Here is a 14557-nt window from a genome sequence, read left to right on the forward strand (position 1 = left end):
GGGGTCGTTGATGCCGCTGCCCGCTCATTCTTTCGCGCGCCTCCTCCATCGCTTTCGCCGAAACCGCCGTGGCGCGACCGCGGTCGAATTCGCGATGGTCGCGCCGCTGTTTTTCGGACTGCTGTTTGCGATCATCGAAGTGGCGATGATCTTCTTCGCGAGCCAGGTGCTGGAGACGGTGACGCAGGATTCGGCGCGCATGATCATGACCGGTCAGGCGCAGGGCGCAAGCTATACCCAGCAGCAGTTCAAGAACTTCGTCTGCGGCCAGGTCAGCGCGCTGTTCGATTGCGCCAACGGCATATCGGTCGACGTGCGCAGCTATCCCGCTGCGACGGGCTTCAGCAGCGTCAACATCGCGCCTCCGATCGATTCCAACAACGCATTCATTCCGACCATGAAATGGTGTCCCGGCAAGGACGGCGACGTCGTGGTGGTCCGGCTGTTCTATCAGTGGCCGCTGTTCGTCACCAAGCTTGGCTTCAATGTCGCCAACCTGGCCAACGGCAAGCGGCTGCTGACCGCGACCGCGACATTCAAGAACGAGCCATCCGGGACCGCCGGGACGACATGCTCATGAATAACGTCATGAAAACCCGGGCAGCGGCCTTGCTGCGCTCCGTCGCGGCCCTCTGCAATGACCGCCGGGGCCTTGCCGCCGTCGAGTTCGCTTTCGTCCTGCCGCTGATGCTGGTGCTGTTCTTCGGCACCGTCGAGTTTTCATCCGGTGTCGCGGTCGACCGCAAGGTCACCTTGATGGCGCGCGCCGCGTCGGACCTGACTTCGCAGTCGACGCAGGTGGTGGATGCCGACCTGCAGAACTTCTTCAGCGCCAGCGTCGGCATCATGACGCCGTACGATCCGACGCCGACCAAGGTCACCTTGTCGGAAATCTACGTCGATGCCTCGAAGGTCGCGCGGATCCAGTGGAGCAAGGCCGGGGTGATGGCCACGGGCGCCACGCAGGCCACATTGACGGCCTCGAGCCGCAGTCAGGGTGATGTCGTGACCAGCGTCGTGCCGGCGGCGCTGCTGGTTGCGGGCACCTATCTGATCTTCAGCGAAGTCAGCTACAAATACGTTCCGACGGTCGGCTATGTGATGGCCAAGAGCGGCATCAATCTCACCGATGTCGCCTTTACGAGGCCGCGGCAGTCGGTTTGCGTGTTCTACGCCCCGACGTCCGCCACGATGCCGACGACCTGCTCGACCTATTAGAGCTTTTCGAACGACGCGGACGCCGGTTGGCAATCCAGACAAAAAGGGCCGCATCCGAAGATGCGGCCCTTGATGCTTTAGCGACAATTTCCTGGAGCTTCGCGCTTCCGGGAAATCGGCTTATCCGGCGGCGCGCAGATTGTCGGCCGAGGATTTGCCGGAACGGCGGTCAGCCACGATCTCGTAGGAGATCTTCTGGCCTTCACGCAGAGTGCCAAGGCCGGCGCGCTCGACTGCACTGATGTGCACGAACACGTCGTTCCCGCCTTCATCCGGCTGGATGAAGCCGTAGCCCTTGGTCGCGTTAAACCACTTCACGGTTCCCATGCTCACGTGGGTAGTCCCTTCTCAGATATACAAGTTCAAGACCCGCTGATCGGCGGGGTGGTGAGATCGAATTTTTGGAAGGGTCGTCAGCGTCTGAACCGGCTGTACCGGTATTGGCTAATGTCGTCCGGCCGAAAATCGATGGGTAGGATATTATTCGATAGAAGGCTTCAAAACAATCCTGAAAACAATCCTGACGTGCGCGATTTTTTGGCCGGCGCAGCCGCCGGCCAATTGTGCGCAGGACATCAGGACGTCATGCCCGCAGCGGTTGCAATACCCCGCTTATCGGCGGCGGAACTGGCCGCCGCGCTGGGCTCCGCCCCGCGGCGGGCCGCCGGGCGCGCCGCTCGGACGTTCGTCCTTGTGCCGGAAGATCAGGCGCCCCTTTTCGAGATCGTAGGGCGACATTTCGATCGTAACACGGTCGCCGGCCAGCGTCTTGATGCGGTTTTTCTTCATCTTGCCGGCGGTGTAGGCGACGATCTCGTGCCCGGCATCGAGTTGCACCCGGTAACGAGCGTCGGGGAGGATTTCGGTCACCAGTCCTTCGAACTGGATCAGCTCTTCCTTAGCCATAGGTTTCTCCAGATCGAGCGACGGCTAGTGCTTCGGTCGGTTGTTGCGGTTGTGTTGCGGATTCGGCCGGCTCTCGCGATGCAAGAAGGCGACGCCCTGAATGCCTTCGCTGTTGCCGGCCTGCGACGGACGCGGCGACTCGCCCCGGCTCGTCTGCGGCGCGCCATTATTACCACCTCGACGGCGGCGGCGGCGAGGGCCTTTTGCGCCTGGAGCGGCCTCATTCCCACGGACATTGTGCGCGCGGGGCGCAGAACGGCCGCCCCGGTGCGGGTGGGTGGCCTGCGCCGGCGCGGCGGCCTCGCGGCCCCCCTGTGTCCGGCGGTCTTCCCGCGGCACGGTAATGCGGATCAGCCGCTCGATGTCGCGCAAATAGCCCATCTCCTCGGCACCGGCGATCAGCGAGATCGCGACGCCGTCGGCGCCGGCGCGCGCCGTGCGGCCGATGCGGTGGACGTAGGTCTCCGGGACGTTGGGCAGGTCGAAATTCACGACGTGGCTGACGCCGTCGACGTCGATGCCGCGGGCGGCGATATCGGTCGCCACCAGCGTGCGGATCTCGCCGGAACGGAACGCCGCCAGCGTGCGCTCGCGGTGGTTCTGCGACTTGTTGCCGTGGATCGCATTGGCCTCGATCCCGGCCTTGGCAAGGCTCTTCACCACCTTGTCGGCGCCATGCTTGGTGCGGGTGAAGACCAGGGCGCGGTTGACCGGTTCCTGCTTCAGCAGCTGGGCGAGAACCGTCGGCTTGGCCGCGAAATCGACCTGGATCGCGCGCTGGGCGATGCGATCCACCGTCGAGGCCACCGGCGTCACCGCCACGCGGGCCGGGTCGCGCAGCATCGCCTCGGCGAGCTCGGCGATGTCCTTGGGCATGGTGGCCGAGAAGAACAGCGTCTGGCGCCGGATCGGCAGCTTGGCGACGATTTTCCTTATGTCGTTGATGAAGCCCATGTCGAGCATGCGGTCGGCTTCATCGAGCACCAGGAACTCGACCTGGTTGAGCTTCAGGCCGTTGCTCTGCACGAGGTCAAGCAGGCGGCCGGGGGTGGCGACCATGACCTCGACGCCCTGCATCACGGCGCGGACCTGGCGGCCCATCGGCACGCCGCCGATGGCGAGCGCCGAGGACAGCCGGATGTGGCGGCCATAGGTGTTGAAGCTGTCGAGGATCTGGCCGGACAGTTCGCGGGTCGGCGAGAGCACCAGCACGCGGCAGCTCTTGGGCTGCGGGCGGACGCGGTTTTCAAGCAGCCGGTGCAGGATCGGCAGCGCGAAGGAGGCGGTCTTGCCGGTACCGGTCTGGGCGATGCCGACGACGTCGCGGCCGGCAAGGGCTAGCGGGATGGTCTGGGCCTGGATGGGGGTCGGCGTGAGATAATTCTCTTCTCGAAGCGCGCGGGCGATGGGATCGGCGAGGCCGAAATCCTGAAAGGAGGTCAAAAGGTGATTCTTTCCATAAAAGCCGTCGTCGTCCCGGACCATATCGGCCGGAAGCGCAGGAAGGCATTCGGGGACACCCGCGTGTCTGGGGCGTCAAGCTGGGTTAGCTGGAAGGCGAGCCAGAAGCCGCTTGGGGCAGCTTGAACACGCAGCTCGCGAAGGCACCGCGACTCTCGCGGGCATGGCGAGGATATGGACCAGGAACTGGGCGGTTTCAAGATCAGATCGCCGTCTTTGGTGCCCGAGGTCGCTGAACCATCGCGCAAACTGTCACAAATCGGTGCCGGAAATTTAGCCAAGACGGCGATTTTGCCTACAAAATAATCTGATTGCTCTTTCGGCAGTCAAATTGACGGCTCAATGATTGAGCAAACGGCTTCCGTATTTGCCCGGAACCGAGGAAATTATCCAGCCGGTTCATCGACTTACATGGCCCCCGTACCGTGGCACAGTTCTTGCGATTCCCTTAACCGCAGGCGGCCAAGCGGCCGTTCGCAGCGTTCCACGCCTGCGTCAGGGAGACGACATTTCATGCTTACTCAGCTTTCTCACAAAATAACGACGATGACCCGCCGCCGCGCGCTCGCGGCGACGGCCGGCCTGGTTTTGGGTCTGGCTGCGTCCTCGTCCCTCGCGCCCGCGCAAGCGGCCGACGACACCATCAAGGTTGGCATCCTTCACTCGCTGTCGGGCACCATGGCCATCAGCGAAACCACGCTGAAGGACACGATCCTTTTCCTGATCGACGAGCAGAACAAGAAGGGCGGCGTGCTCGGCAAGAAGCTCGAGCCCGTCGTGGTCGACCCCGCCTCGAACTGGCCGCTGTTCGCCGAAAAGGCCCGCGAGCTGATCACCAAGGACAAGGTCGCGGTCGTGTTCGGCTGCTGGACCTCGGTGTCGCGCAAATCCGTGCTCCCGGTGTTCAAGGAGCTGAACAACATCCTGTTCTACCCGGTGCAGTATGAGGGCGAGGAGTCCGAGCGCAACGTGTTCTACACCGGCGCCGCGCCGAACCAGCAGGCGATCCCGGCGGTCGACTATCTGATGAAGGAAGAGAAAGTGAAGCGCTGGGTGCTGGCCGGCACCGACTACGTCTATCCGCGCACCACCAACAAGATCCTGGAAGCCTACCTGAAGTCGAAGGGCGTCGCCCAGGACGACATCATGATCAACTACACGCCGTTCGGTCACTCCGACTGGCAGACGATCGTGGCCGACATCAAGAAGTTCGGCTCGGCCGGCAAGAAGACCGCGGTGGTCTCCACCATCAACGGCGACGCCAATGTTCCGTTCTACAAGGAGCTCGGCAACCAGGGCATCAAGGCGACCGATATCCCGGTGGTCGCGTTCTCGGTCGGCGAAGAAGAGCTCGCCGGCATCGATACCAAGCCGCTGCTCGGCCATCTCGCCGCCTGGAACTACTTCGAGTCGATCAAGACCCCGGCGAACGAGAAGTTCATCAAGGAGTGGCAGGCCTACACCAAGAATCCGAAGCGCGTGACCAACGATCCGATGGAAGCGCACTATATCGGCTTCAACATGTGGGTGAAGGCGGTCGAGAAGGTGAAGTCGACCGATCCGGACAAGGTGATCGATGCGCTTCCCGGCATCGAGGCGCCCAACCTGACCGGCGGCGTGTCGAAGATGCTGCCGAACCACCACATCACCAAGCCGGTGTTCATCGGCGAGATCAAGGGTAACGGCCAGTTCGACGTGGTCTGGAAGACCCCGGGCCTGGTGGCCGGCGACGCCTGGTCGAAGGAGCTCGAGGGCTCCAAGGACCTGATCGGCGATTGGGTCGGCAAGAAGTGCGGTAACTACAACACCAAGACCAACAAGTGCGGCGGCCAGGGCTCCTAACAAGAGGGCTCCTGACAACAGGGCTCCTGAGCTCCTGACCTGATCAACGACACGACACAACCATCCAAGAACCTGGAGAAGGCGGCACAGCTCGCCGCCTTCTCCTCACACTCCTGCCGGGGTACTGACGTGTTCGCCAATTGTATTGATCGTTTTCGTGCGCTGTTTCTCTCGATCGTGCTGCTGAGCTGCCTTGCTGCGCCGGCGCTGGCTGGTCCGTTCGAGGATTCGGTCGCCAAATTCGCCAATGACGAGTTCTCCGACACCGAGGCTGCGATCGGTGAGGTTGCTGCGTCGGGCAATGCGCTGGCCTCGCCCATCATCAGCGCGCTGCAGGATGGCCGGCTGTCGGCCGATCCCGACAGCAAGAAGGTCTTCATCACGCGGACCGACGGCAAGATCGTCGACGCCACAACGGGCGCTGCCGTCGACAAGCTGCCCGACAACGCCGCCGCCGTCCGCCTCAACAACCGCCTGCGCCGCACCGTGGAGGCCGCGCTCGGCGGCCTGACGCTGCTGTCGCCGGATCCGGCCAAGCGCCTCGCCGCCGCGCAGTCGGTGTTCAAGAGTCACGAGGAGAATTTGCTGCCGACGGTGGAGAGCGCGCTCGCCAAGGAGAGCGTCAAGTCGGTCAAGCAGGCCTTCGCCGAGGCGCGCGCCGCCATCATCCTGTTCAAGTCGGACGCATCCGACAGCGACAAGCTCGACGCCGTCGCCGTGGTCAAGGCGCGCGGCGATCAGGAGGCGCTGGCGCTGCTCACCGGGCTCGGCACCGACCAGCCGCCGCTGGTCGCCAACGCGGCCGCGAGCGCGGTGTCCTCGATCCAGAGCAATCTGGCGATGTGGTCGATGGTGCAGAATGCGTGGTACGGCCTGTCACTCGGCTCGGTGCTGCTGCTCGCCGCGATCGGGCTTGCCATCACCTTCGGCGTGATGGGCGTCATCAACATGGCGCATGGCGAGATGGTGATGCTCGGGGCCTACACCACCTTCGTGGTGCAGGAGGTGATTCGCAGCCGCTATCCTGCGCTGTTCGACTACTCGCTGCTGATCGCGGTGCCGCTCGCCTTCCTGGTCGCCGGCTTGATCGGTGTCGTGATCGAGCGCACCATCATCCGCTTCCTCTATGGCCGTCCGCTGGAGACGCTGCTCGCGACCTGGGGCCTGTCGCTGGTGTTGCAGCAGGCGGTGCGCACCGCGTTCGGTCCGACCAACCGCGAGGTCGGCAACCCGTCCTGGATGAGCGGTGCCTTCGAGCTCGGCCAGATCACCATCACCTATAACCGGCTCTGGATCCTCTGCTTCACGCTCGCGGTGTTTGCCATCCTGCTGGCGATGCTGCGCTACACCGCGCTCGGACTCGAGATGCGCGCGGTGACCCAGAACCGCCGCATGGCGGCCTCGATGGGGATCGCCACCTCGCGCGTCGACGCGCTGACCTTCGGCCTCGGCTCGGGGATCGCCGGCATCGCCGGCGTGGCGCTGTCGCAGATCGACAATGTTAGCCCGAATCTCGGCCAGAGCTACATCATCGACAGCTTCATGGTCGTGGTGTTCGGCGGCGTCGGCAATCTCTGGGGCACGCTGGTCGGCGCCTTCACGCTCGGCATCGCCAACAAGTTCCTCGAGCCTGTCGCGGGTGCTGTGCTCGGCAAGATCGCGATCCTGGTGCTGATCATCCTGTTCATCCAGAAGCGGCCGCGCGGCCTGTTCGCGCTCAAGGGTCGGGCGGTGGAAGCATGACGCCGCACATTCTCACCCGTTCGCTCGACCGCGCGGCGACCGCGTTCGTCCTGATCGTCGCCGCGATCGGCGTGCTGATCCCGTTGTCGAACCTGCTGCTGCCGCAGGGCTCGATGTTCCAGGTGCCGACCTATCTGGTCGCGCTGTGGGGCAAATATGTCTGCTACGCCATCCTCGCGCTCTCGATCGATCTGATCTGGGGCTATTGCGGTATCCTCTCGCTCGGCCACGGCGCGTTCTTCGCGCTGGGCGGCTACGCAATGGGCATGTACCTGATGCGCCAGATCGGCAGCCGCGGCGTCTACGGCAACCCGGTCCTGCCGGATTTCATGGTGTTCCTGAACTGGAGCAAGCTGCCCTGGTACTGGTACGGCTTCGACAAGTTCTGGTTCGCCGCGCTGATGGTGCTGCTGGTGCCGGGTCTGCTCGCCTTCTGCTTCGGCTGGCTCGCCTTCCGCTCGCGCGTCACCGGCGTGTATCTGTCGATCATCACGCAGGCGATGACCTATGCCCTGCTGCTGGCGTTCTTCCGCAACGATTTCGGCTTCGGCGGCAACAACGGGCTGACCGACTTCAAGGACATCATCGGCTTCAACGTGCAGGCCGAAGGCACCCGCGCGGCGCTGTTCCTGCTGAGCTGCCTTGCGCTGATCATCGCGTTCCTGATCTGCCGCGCGATCGTGACCTCGAAGCTCGGCAAGGTCCTGATCGCAGTGCGTGACGCCGAGAGCCGGACCCGTTTCCTCGGTTATCGTGTCGAATCCTACAAGCTGTTCGTGTTCACGCTGTCGGCCTGCATGGCCGGTGTCGCCGGTGCGCTGTACGTGCCGCAGGTCGGCATCATCAATCCGAGCGAGTTCGCACCCGCCAACTCGATCGAGGCGGTGATCTGGGTCGCGGTCGGCGGCCGCGGCACGCTGGTCGGCGCTGCGCTCGGCGCCGTCGTCGTCAACTATGCCAAGACGTTCTTTACCTCGGGGCCGCTCGCACCGTACTGGCTGTTCATGCTGGGCGCGCTGTTCATCCTGGTGACGTTGCTGCTGCCGAAAGGCATCGTCGGCACCTTCAGCAGCTGGCGCGAGACGCGGCGCAGTGCGGCCATCGCGGCCGACAGGGACAGCGCGGCGCGCGAAGACGGCGTCGGCGCACCGAACCCGGCGGAGTAGGCAGATGAACGTCATGGATACCCGCGCCACCTCGGCCATGCTCTACCTCGACGGCGTGCACGTCTCGTTCGACGGCTTCCACGCCATCAACAATCTGTCGCTGGCGCTCGAGCCCGGCGAGATGCGCGCCATCATCGGCCCGAACGGCGCCGGCAAGACCACGATGATGGACATCATCACCGGCAAGACCAAGCCGGACGAGGGCACCGTGCTGTTCGACGGCACGGTCGATCTCACGCGGCTTGACGAGACCCGCATCGCCGAGCTCGGCATCGGCCGCAAATTCCAGAAGCCGACGGTGTTCGAGAGCCAGACCGTGCAGGACAATCTGCTGCTCGCGCTCAATGTCGATCATTCCGTGCGTGGCACGTTGTTCTGGCGCGGCAGCAAGGCCGAGTCCGAGCGCATCGACAAGGTGCTCGAGACCATCCGCCTGACCGATGCGCGCAACCGCCTCGCCGGCAGCCTGTCGCACGGCCAGAAGCAGTGGCTCGAGATCGGCATGTTGCTGGCGCAGGACCCGAAAGTGCTGCTGGTCGACGAGCCGGTCGCGGGCATGACCGACGTCGAGACCCATCTGACCGCGGAGCTGCTGAAGGAGATCAACAGGAACCACACCATCATGGTGGTCGAGCACGACATGACCTTCGTGCGCGAGCTCGGCGTCAAGGTGACCTGCCTGCATGAGGGCTCGGTGCTCGCCGAAGGTTCGATCGACCAAGTGTCGTCGAACGAGCGGGTGGTCGAAGTGTATCTGGGGCGCTAGGGCGATGCTGAAGGTCGACAACATCAATCTCTATTACGGTGCGGCGCAGGCGTTGCGCGGCGTGTCGCTGACCGCCGAGCCGGGCAAGGTGACATGCGTGCTCGGCCGCAACGGCGTCGGCAAGACCTCGCTGCTGCGTGCCATGGTCGGCCAGTATCCGATCGCCTCCGGCGCGATCAATTTCGACGGCAAGGACATCACCGCGCTAAAGCCCTATGAGCGGGCGCGGCGCGGCATCGGCTTCGTGCCGCAGGGCCGCGAGATCTTTCCGCTGCTGACGGTGGAAGAGAACCTGAAGACCGGCTTCGGTCCGCTCAAGCGCGAAGACCGCAACATTCCCGACGACGTGTTCTCGCTGTTTCCGGTGCTGGAGACCATGCTGGGCCGCCGCGGCGGCGACCTTTCCGGCGGCCAGCAGCAGCAGCTCGCGATCGGCCGGGCGCTGGTGATGCGGCCAAAGCTCCTGCTGCTCGACGAGCCGACCGAGGGCATTCAGCCCTCGATCATCAAGGATATCGGCCGGGCCATCTCCTATCTGCGCAACCTCGGCAACATCGCGATCGTGCTGGTCGAACAATATCTCGACTTTGCCTGCGAACTCGGCGACAGTTTTGCCGTGATGGACCGGGGTGCGGTGAAATACGCCTGCGACCGCGCAAGCCTCGATCCCGCCGAGATCAGCCGCCAGATGGCGCTGTGAACAGGATGTGACGCCGCCTGTTGTGGCGCGCAAAGGGAGCGTCGGGGGAATGCGGACCGGGATCGCAGGCGCGGCAGCGGCGACGTTTGCGGCAAACCGCGCCCAGGGTGCGGTCCGGTTCGGCGTGCATCTGAAAGACGGCGCCACCCGCCGCGGCGACCTGCATGAGTCGGGCTCGCTGCGCGTCCGCTTCCCATCGCCGGAGGACGACGGTCTCTCGGCCATGTTCGTCAACACCGCCGGCGGCATTGCCGGCGGGGACCGCTTCGAGATTGCGATCGCGGCCGGCGAGGGCGCTCGCCTGACGCTGACCACCGCCGCCGCCGAGAAGGTCTATCGCGCGCCAGGTGCTGCGGCGAGGCTCGACATTGCGCTGAAAGTCGCAGATGGCGCGCATCTCTCCTGGCTGCCGCAGGAAACCATCCTGTTCGACCGTGCCCGCATTCACCGCGGCTTCGACATCGACCTTGCCGAGGGTGCTTCGCTCCTGCTCTGCGAGATCGTGGTGTTCGGCCGCGCCGCGATGGGCGAGACCATGCGCCACGGCGAATTTGTCGATCGCTGGCGGATGCGGCGTGGCGGCAGGCTGGTGTTTGCCGAGACCGTCAGGCTCGACGGCGAGATCGGCGAGAAGCTGGCAAGGCCAGCGATTGCCAAAGGCGGCCGTGCGATCGGCACGGCGCTGATCGTGCCGGGCGACGAAGCCCTGGTCGAGCGCATCCGCGAGGCGTCGGACAGCTTCGGCGGCGAGGTCGGCATCTCCGCCTGGAATGGCTTTGCAATGGCCCGCTTCTGTGCCCAAGATGCGGCCCGGCTGCGCGGCGACATGATGACGGTGCTCGGCCGCGCCTCCACTGTCCCGCTGCCGCGGTTGTGGCTCAACTAGACCTTTCAAGAACGATCAGAGTGCTCGCATGAATTTGTCTCCCCGCGAAAAGGACAAGCTCCTGGTATCGATGGCGGCCATGGTGGCGCGGCGCCGGCTCGAGCGCGGCGTCAAGCTGAACCATCCGGAAGCGGTGGCCTTGATCACCGATTTCATCGTCGAGGGCGCACGCGACGGCCGCACCGTCGCCGATCTGATGCAGGCCGGCGCCAAGGTCCTGACCCGCGCGCAGGTGATGGATGGCATCCCGGAGATGATCCACGACATCCAGGTCGAGGCGACATTCCCCGACGGCACCAAGCTCGTCACCGTTCACGAGCCGATCCGGTAACCACGAGCGTCATTCCGGGGTGGCCGAAGGCCGAACCCGGAATCCAGAGATTGTTGATCGAGATTCTCAGATGTGCAAACGCACATCATAGTTCACGCTTCGCGCGCCCCCCGGAATGGCAGGAGAGACGAATGATCCCCGGCGAACTCTTCATCAAGGACGGCGAGATCGAGCTCAATGCCGGCCGCAAGACCGTGACGCTGTCGGTCGCCAACACCGGCGACCGTCCGATCCAGGTCGGCTCGCACTACCACTTCTTCGAAACCAACCCGGCGTTGAAATTCGACCGCAAGAAAGCCCGCGGCATGCGCCTCGACATCGCCGCCGGCACCGCCGTCCGCTTCGAACCCGGCCAGACCCGCGACGTCCAGCTCGTCGCGCTCGCCGGCAAGCGCGTGATCCATGGTTTTCGCGCCGAGGTGAAGGGGAAGCTGTGATCCGATGTGAGGTGAGCACACTCTTCAGGCTCCCTCCCCCCTTGCGGGGGAAGGTTGGGGGGAGGGGTAAGCCCCGGACGCTGACCGCGGAGGTTTGGCAACCTGGTGCAACGCGGATCTGCAACGCTCGCCTCTGCAGAGGAGCGCTGTAGCAGCATGCTCACCCCAGTCCGCATGGTCTCCGAAGCTGCCGAGCTTGCCGCGCGTCGCCATAACGGCATGGCGCGCAAGGGGCGGGGCAGCGAGCCTTACATCAATCATCTCGCCGAGGTCGCGAACCTGCTGGCGCAGGTGACCGATGGCGCCGATGCCGAGCTGGTGGCGGCAGGCTGGCTTCACGACACCATCGAGGACACCGAGACCACGCGCGAGGAGCTCGCGCAAAAGTTCAGCGCACGTGTCGCCGATCTCGTGGTCGAATGCACCGACGACATGAGCCTCGCGAAGCTGGTCCGCCGGCAAAAGCAGATCGAGGATGCTCCGCACAAATCTCCCGATGCAAAGCTGATCAAGACCGCCGACAAGATCAGCAATATCGGCGCGCGGATCGTGCCGCATCCAAGCAAGGACGAGCGCGACGATCTCGCCGACTATGCGGCCTGGGCCGACCAGGTCGTTGCCGGCTGCCGGGGCATCAATCCGCGGCTCGACCGCATTTTCGACGACACCATTGCGCGCGCCAGGGCCGCGCTGGCTGAAACTGGGGGCTGACATGTCCGTGAAGATCAAACGTTCCGTCTATGCCGACATGTTCGGGCCGACCACCGGCGACAGGGTGCGGCTCGCCGACACCGACCTGATCATCGAGGTCGAGAAGGATCTCACCACCTATGGCGAGGAGGTGAAGTTCGGCGGCGGCAAGGTGATCCGCGATGGCATGGGGCAGTCGCAGGTGACCAACGCGCAAGGCGCGGCCGATACCGTGATCACCAACGCGCTGATCGTCGATCACTGGGGCATCGTGAAGGCCGACGTCGCGATCAAGGAGGGCATGATCGCGGCGATCGGCAAGGCCGGCAATCCCGACATCCAGCCCAACGTCACCATCATCATCGGCCCCGGCACCGACGTGATCGCCGGCGAGGGCAAGATCCTCACCGCGGGCGGTTTCGACAGCCACATCCATTTCATCTGCCCGCAGCAGATCGAGCACGCGCTGATGAGTGGCGTCACCTCGATGTTAGGGGGCGGCACCGGCCCGTCGCACGGCACCTTCGCCACCACCTGCACGCCCGGTCCGTGGCACATGGCGCGGATGATCCAGTCGTTCGACGCCTTCCCGGTCAATCTCGGCATCTCGGGCAAGGGCAATGCCTCGCGCCCGGCGGCGCTGGTCGAGATGATCAAGGCTGGCGCCTGCGCACTGAAGCTGCACGAGGATTGGGGCACCACGCCGTCCGCGATCGATACCTGTCTCTCGGTGGCCGACGATTACGACGTCCAGGTGATGCTGCACTCGGACACGCTGAACGAGTCCGGCTTCGTGGAGGATACGATCAAGGCTTTCAAGGGCCGCACCATCCATGCCTTCCACACCGAGGGTGCCGGCGGCGGCCACGCGCCCGACATTATCAAGGTTGCCGGCCTCAAGAATGTGCTGCCGTCCTCGACCAATCCGACAAGGCCGTTCACCCGCAACACCATCGACGAGCATCTGGATATGCTCATGGTGTGCCATCACCTCGATCCGTCGATCGCCGAAGACCTCGCCTTCGCCGAAAGCCGGATCCGCAAGGAGACCATCGCCGCCGAGGATATCCTGCACGATCTCGGCGCGCTCTCGATGATCTCGTCGGACTCGCAGGCGATGGGGCGGCTCGGGGAGGTCATCATCCGCACCTGGCAGACCGCCGACAAGATGAAGAAGCAGCGCGGCACGCTGCTGCAGGACAAGGGCAACGACAATGACAATTTCCGCGTCAAGCGCTACATCGCCAAATACACCATCAACCCCGCGATCGCGCACGGCGTGTCGAAGCTGATCGGCTCGGTCGAGAAAGGCAAGCTCGCCGACCTCGTGCTGTGGTCGCCGGCGTTCTTCGGCGTCAAGCCGGACTGCGTCATCAAGGGCGGCTCGATCGTTGCGGCGCCGATGGGCGATCCCAACGCCTCGATCCCGACGCCGCAGCCGGTGCATTACCAGCCGATGTTCGCCGCCTTCGGCAAGTCGCTCACCGCGTCCTCGGTGGTGTTCACCTCGAAGGCCGCGGCGAGCGGCGGTCTCGCCCGCAAGCTCGGCATCAGCAAAAAGCTCTACGCGGTGCAGAACACCCGCGGCAAGATCTCCAAGAAGAGCATGATCCACAACGACGCGACGCCCGAGATCGAGGTCGATCCCGAGACCTATGAGGTACGCGCAGACGGCGAGCTGCTGACCTGCGCGCCGGCCGAGGTTCTGCCCATGGCACAACGCTATTTTATGTTCTAAAACCGCTCCCGGTATCCTAAGCCAAAAGAGAAAACCGGGAGGAATTTCCGTGATTTACGTCGTTGCTACGCTGACTATCAAGCCCGAGACCCGCGCCGAATTCATCGCTGCGGCGACGGCCTGCATCAAGGAAACCCGCAAGGAGCCCGGCAACATCGCCTACGATCTGCATGAGAGCGTCACCGACCACAGCAAGATGGTGTTCGTCGAGCAGTGGGAGAACGCCGACGCCCTGGTGCCGCATCGCACCGCCGAGCACATGAAGACGTTCGGCCGGGTCGCGGTGAAATGCATGGCCGCGCCGCCGAAGATCGAGGTGATCACGCCCGAGAAGGTCGACGTCCGCTAAAACAAGAAGAACGGGAGCAACAGCATGATCTATGTCATCGCCACCACGCCGATGAAGCCGGAGAACAGGACGACTTCATCAAGGGGCACAAGGCCTGCACGGTCGAGACCCGCAAGGAGAAGGGCTGCATCTCCTATGACGGCAATGTCAGCGTCAACGATCCCAACCTCTATGTGGTGGTCGAGCGCTGGGAGAGCCGCGAGGATCTCAACGCCCATGCCAGGGCGCCGCACATGAAGGTATGGCGCGAATATTCCGCTAACATGAAGACCGGGCCGACGGTGATCGAGATCATCAGCGACGCCAAGGTCGAGAAGCTCTGAG

At 64.2% G+C, this 14557-nt stretch carries 17 protein-coding genes; 14 read left to right on the forward strand and 3 right to left on the reverse strand.

Annotation, left to right across the window (positions count from 1 at the left end):
• Positions 1–10: 10 nt before the first annotated feature.
• On the forward strand, positions 11–580 hold the full coding sequence (locus XI02_RS05720; RefSeq protein WP_172648870.1) for a TadE/TadG family type IV pilus assembly protein: 570 nt from the start codon (positions 11–13) through the stop codon (positions 578–580).
• Positions 581–588: 8 nt separating this feature from the next.
• Positions 589–1218, forward strand: a complete 630-nt coding sequence (locus tag XI02_RS05725; RefSeq protein WP_244980827.1) for a TadE/TadG family type IV pilus assembly protein — start codon at positions 589–591, stop codon at positions 1216–1218.
• Positions 1219–1338: 120 nt separating this feature from the next.
• On the opposite strand, the gene XI02_RS05730 is transcribed toward XI02_RS05725, so the two are convergent.
• From XI02_RS05730 to XI02_RS05740, 3 genes are all read right to left on the reverse strand, one after another.
• Positions 1339–1551, reverse strand: coding sequence for a cold-shock protein (locus tag XI02_RS05730; RefSeq protein WP_016842648.1), 213 nt, complete (start codon positions 1549–1551; stop codon positions 1339–1341).
• A 279-nt stretch (positions 1552–1830) separates the two neighbouring features.
• Entirely contained in the window at positions 1831–2124 is a 294-nt protein-coding gene (gene infA / locus XI02_RS05735) for a translation initiation factor IF-1 (protein ID WP_016842649.1), read from the reverse strand.
• Between the two features lie 24 nt (positions 2125–2148).
• Positions 2149–3567: a DEAD/DEAH box helicase gene (locus XI02_RS05740; protein ID WP_069279364.1), complete on the reverse strand. Its 1419-nt coding sequence runs from the start codon at positions 3565–3567 to the stop codon at positions 2149–2151.
• A gap of 564 nt (positions 3568–4131) precedes the next feature.
• On the opposite strand from XI02_RS05740, the gene urtA reads away from it, so the two are divergent.
• From urtA to XI02_RS05800, 12 genes are all read left to right on the forward strand, one after another.
• Complete coding sequence (gene urtA, locus XI02_RS05745; RefSeq protein WP_370143857.1) at positions 4132–5427, forward strand: urea ABC transporter substrate-binding protein; 1296 nt, start codon at positions 4132–4134, stop codon at positions 5425–5427.
• A gap of 144 nt (positions 5428–5571) precedes the next feature.
• Positions 5572–7170 (forward strand): urea ABC transporter permease subunit UrtB, encoded by a 1599-nt coding sequence (gene urtB, locus XI02_RS05750; protein ID WP_137476972.1) that lies wholly within the window; start codon positions 5572–5574, stop codon positions 7168–7170.
• The gene (gene urtC, locus XI02_RS05755) at positions 7167–8336 is read left to right on the forward strand and encodes an urea ABC transporter permease subunit UrtC (protein ID WP_016842653.1); all 1170 of its coding nucleotides are present in this window, start codon (positions 7167–7169) and stop codon (positions 8334–8336) included. The genes urtB and urtC overlap by 4 nt, the downstream gene beginning before the upstream one ends.
• 4 nt (positions 8337–8340) lie before the next feature.
• Positions 8341–9102: an urea ABC transporter ATP-binding protein UrtD gene (urtD, locus tag XI02_RS05760; protein ID WP_016842654.1), complete on the forward strand. Its 762-nt coding sequence runs from the start codon at positions 8341–8343 to the stop codon at positions 9100–9102.
• 4 nt (positions 9103–9106) lie between these two features.
• On the forward strand, positions 9107–9802 hold the full coding sequence (gene urtE, locus XI02_RS05765; protein WP_069279334.1) for an urea ABC transporter ATP-binding subunit UrtE: 696 nt from the start codon (positions 9107–9109) through the stop codon (positions 9800–9802).
• A 49-nt stretch (positions 9803–9851) separates the two neighbouring features.
• The gene (locus XI02_RS05770; protein ID WP_172648869.1) at positions 9852–10688 is read left to right on the forward strand and encodes an urease accessory protein UreD; all 837 of its coding nucleotides are present in this window, start codon (positions 9852–9854) and stop codon (positions 10686–10688) included.
• A gap of 28 nt (positions 10689–10716) precedes the next feature.
• Positions 10717–11019, forward strand: a complete 303-nt coding sequence (locus tag XI02_RS05775) for an urease subunit gamma (protein ID WP_016847281.1) — start codon at positions 10717–10719, stop codon at positions 11017–11019.
• Positions 11020–11150: 131 nt separating this feature from the next.
• Positions 11151–11456 (forward strand): urease subunit beta, encoded by a 306-nt coding sequence (locus XI02_RS05780; protein ID WP_016847280.1) that lies wholly within the window; start codon positions 11151–11153, stop codon positions 11454–11456.
• A gap of 156 nt (positions 11457–11612) precedes the next feature.
• A complete protein-coding gene (locus XI02_RS05785) occupies positions 11613–12167 on the forward strand; it encodes an HD domain-containing protein (RefSeq protein ID WP_172648868.1) in 555 nt (184 codons plus the stop codon).
• 1 nt (position 12168) lies between these two features.
• The gene (ureC, locus tag XI02_RS05790) at positions 12169–13884 is read left to right on the forward strand and encodes an urease subunit alpha (protein ID WP_172648867.1); all 1716 of its coding nucleotides are present in this window, start codon (positions 12169–12171) and stop codon (positions 13882–13884) included.
• 49 nt (positions 13885–13933) lie between these two features.
• Positions 13934–14233 (forward strand): putative quinol monooxygenase, encoded by a 300-nt coding sequence (locus tag XI02_RS05795; protein WP_016847277.1) that lies wholly within the window; start codon positions 13934–13936, stop codon positions 14231–14233.
• Positions 14173–14556, forward strand: coding sequence for a putative quinol monooxygenase (locus tag XI02_RS05800; protein WP_244980826.1), 384 nt, complete (start codon positions 14173–14175; stop codon positions 14554–14556). Before XI02_RS05795 ends, XI02_RS05800 begins: the two co-directional genes overlap by 61 nt.
• Position 14557 lies beyond the last annotated feature (1 nt).

This window comes from Bradyrhizobium sp. CCBAU 21365, assembly GCF_015291305.1.
In the GTDB taxonomy this organism is placed as follows: domain Bacteria; phylum Pseudomonadota; class Alphaproteobacteria; order Rhizobiales; family Xanthobacteraceae; genus Bradyrhizobium; species Bradyrhizobium elkanii.

Bases quoted from the DNA above. Each gene is read 5' to 3' on its own strand.
- XI02_RS05720 (WP_172648870.1), top strand. From the start codon at position 11: ATGCCGCTGCCCGCTCATTCTTTCGCGCGCCTCCTCCATCGCTTTCGC.
- XI02_RS05725 (WP_244980827.1), top strand. From the start codon at position 589: ATGAAAACCCGGGCAGCGGCCTTGCTGCGCTCCGTCGCGGCCCTCTGC.
- infA (WP_016842649.1), bottom strand. From the start codon at position 2,124: ATGGCTAAGGAAGAGCTGATCCAGTTCGAAGGACTGGTGACCGAAATC.
- urtA (WP_370143857.1), top strand. From the start codon at position 4,132: ATGACCCGCCGCCGCGCGCTCGCGGCGACGGCCGGCCTGGTTTTGGGT.
- urtC (WP_016842653.1), top strand. From the start codon at position 7,167: ATGACGCCGCACATTCTCACCCGTTCGCTCGACCGCGCGGCGACCGCG.
- urtD (WP_016842654.1), top strand. From the start codon at position 8,341: ATGAACGTCATGGATACCCGCGCCACCTCGGCCATGCTCTACCTCGAC.
- urtE (WP_069279334.1), top strand. From the start codon at position 9,107: ATGCTGAAGGTCGACAACATCAATCTCTATTACGGTGCGGCGCAGGCG.
- XI02_RS05770 (WP_172648869.1), top strand. From the start codon at position 9,852: ATGCGGACCGGGATCGCAGGCGCGGCAGCGGCGACGTTTGCGGCAAAC.
- XI02_RS05775 (WP_016847281.1), top strand. From the start codon at position 10,717: ATGAATTTGTCTCCCCGCGAAAAGGACAAGCTCCTGGTATCGATGGCG.
- XI02_RS05780 (WP_016847280.1), top strand. From the start codon at position 11,151: ATGATCCCCGGCGAACTCTTCATCAAGGACGGCGAGATCGAGCTCAAT.
- XI02_RS05785 (WP_172648868.1), top strand. From the start codon at position 11,613: ATGCTCACCCCAGTCCGCATGGTCTCCGAAGCTGCCGAGCTTGCCGCG.
- ureC (WP_172648867.1), top strand. From the start codon at position 12,169: ATGTCCGTGAAGATCAAACGTTCCGTCTATGCCGACATGTTCGGGCCG.
- XI02_RS05800 (WP_244980826.1), top strand. From the start codon at position 14,173: ATGCATGGCCGCGCCGCCGAAGATCGAGGTGATCACGCCCGAGAAGGT.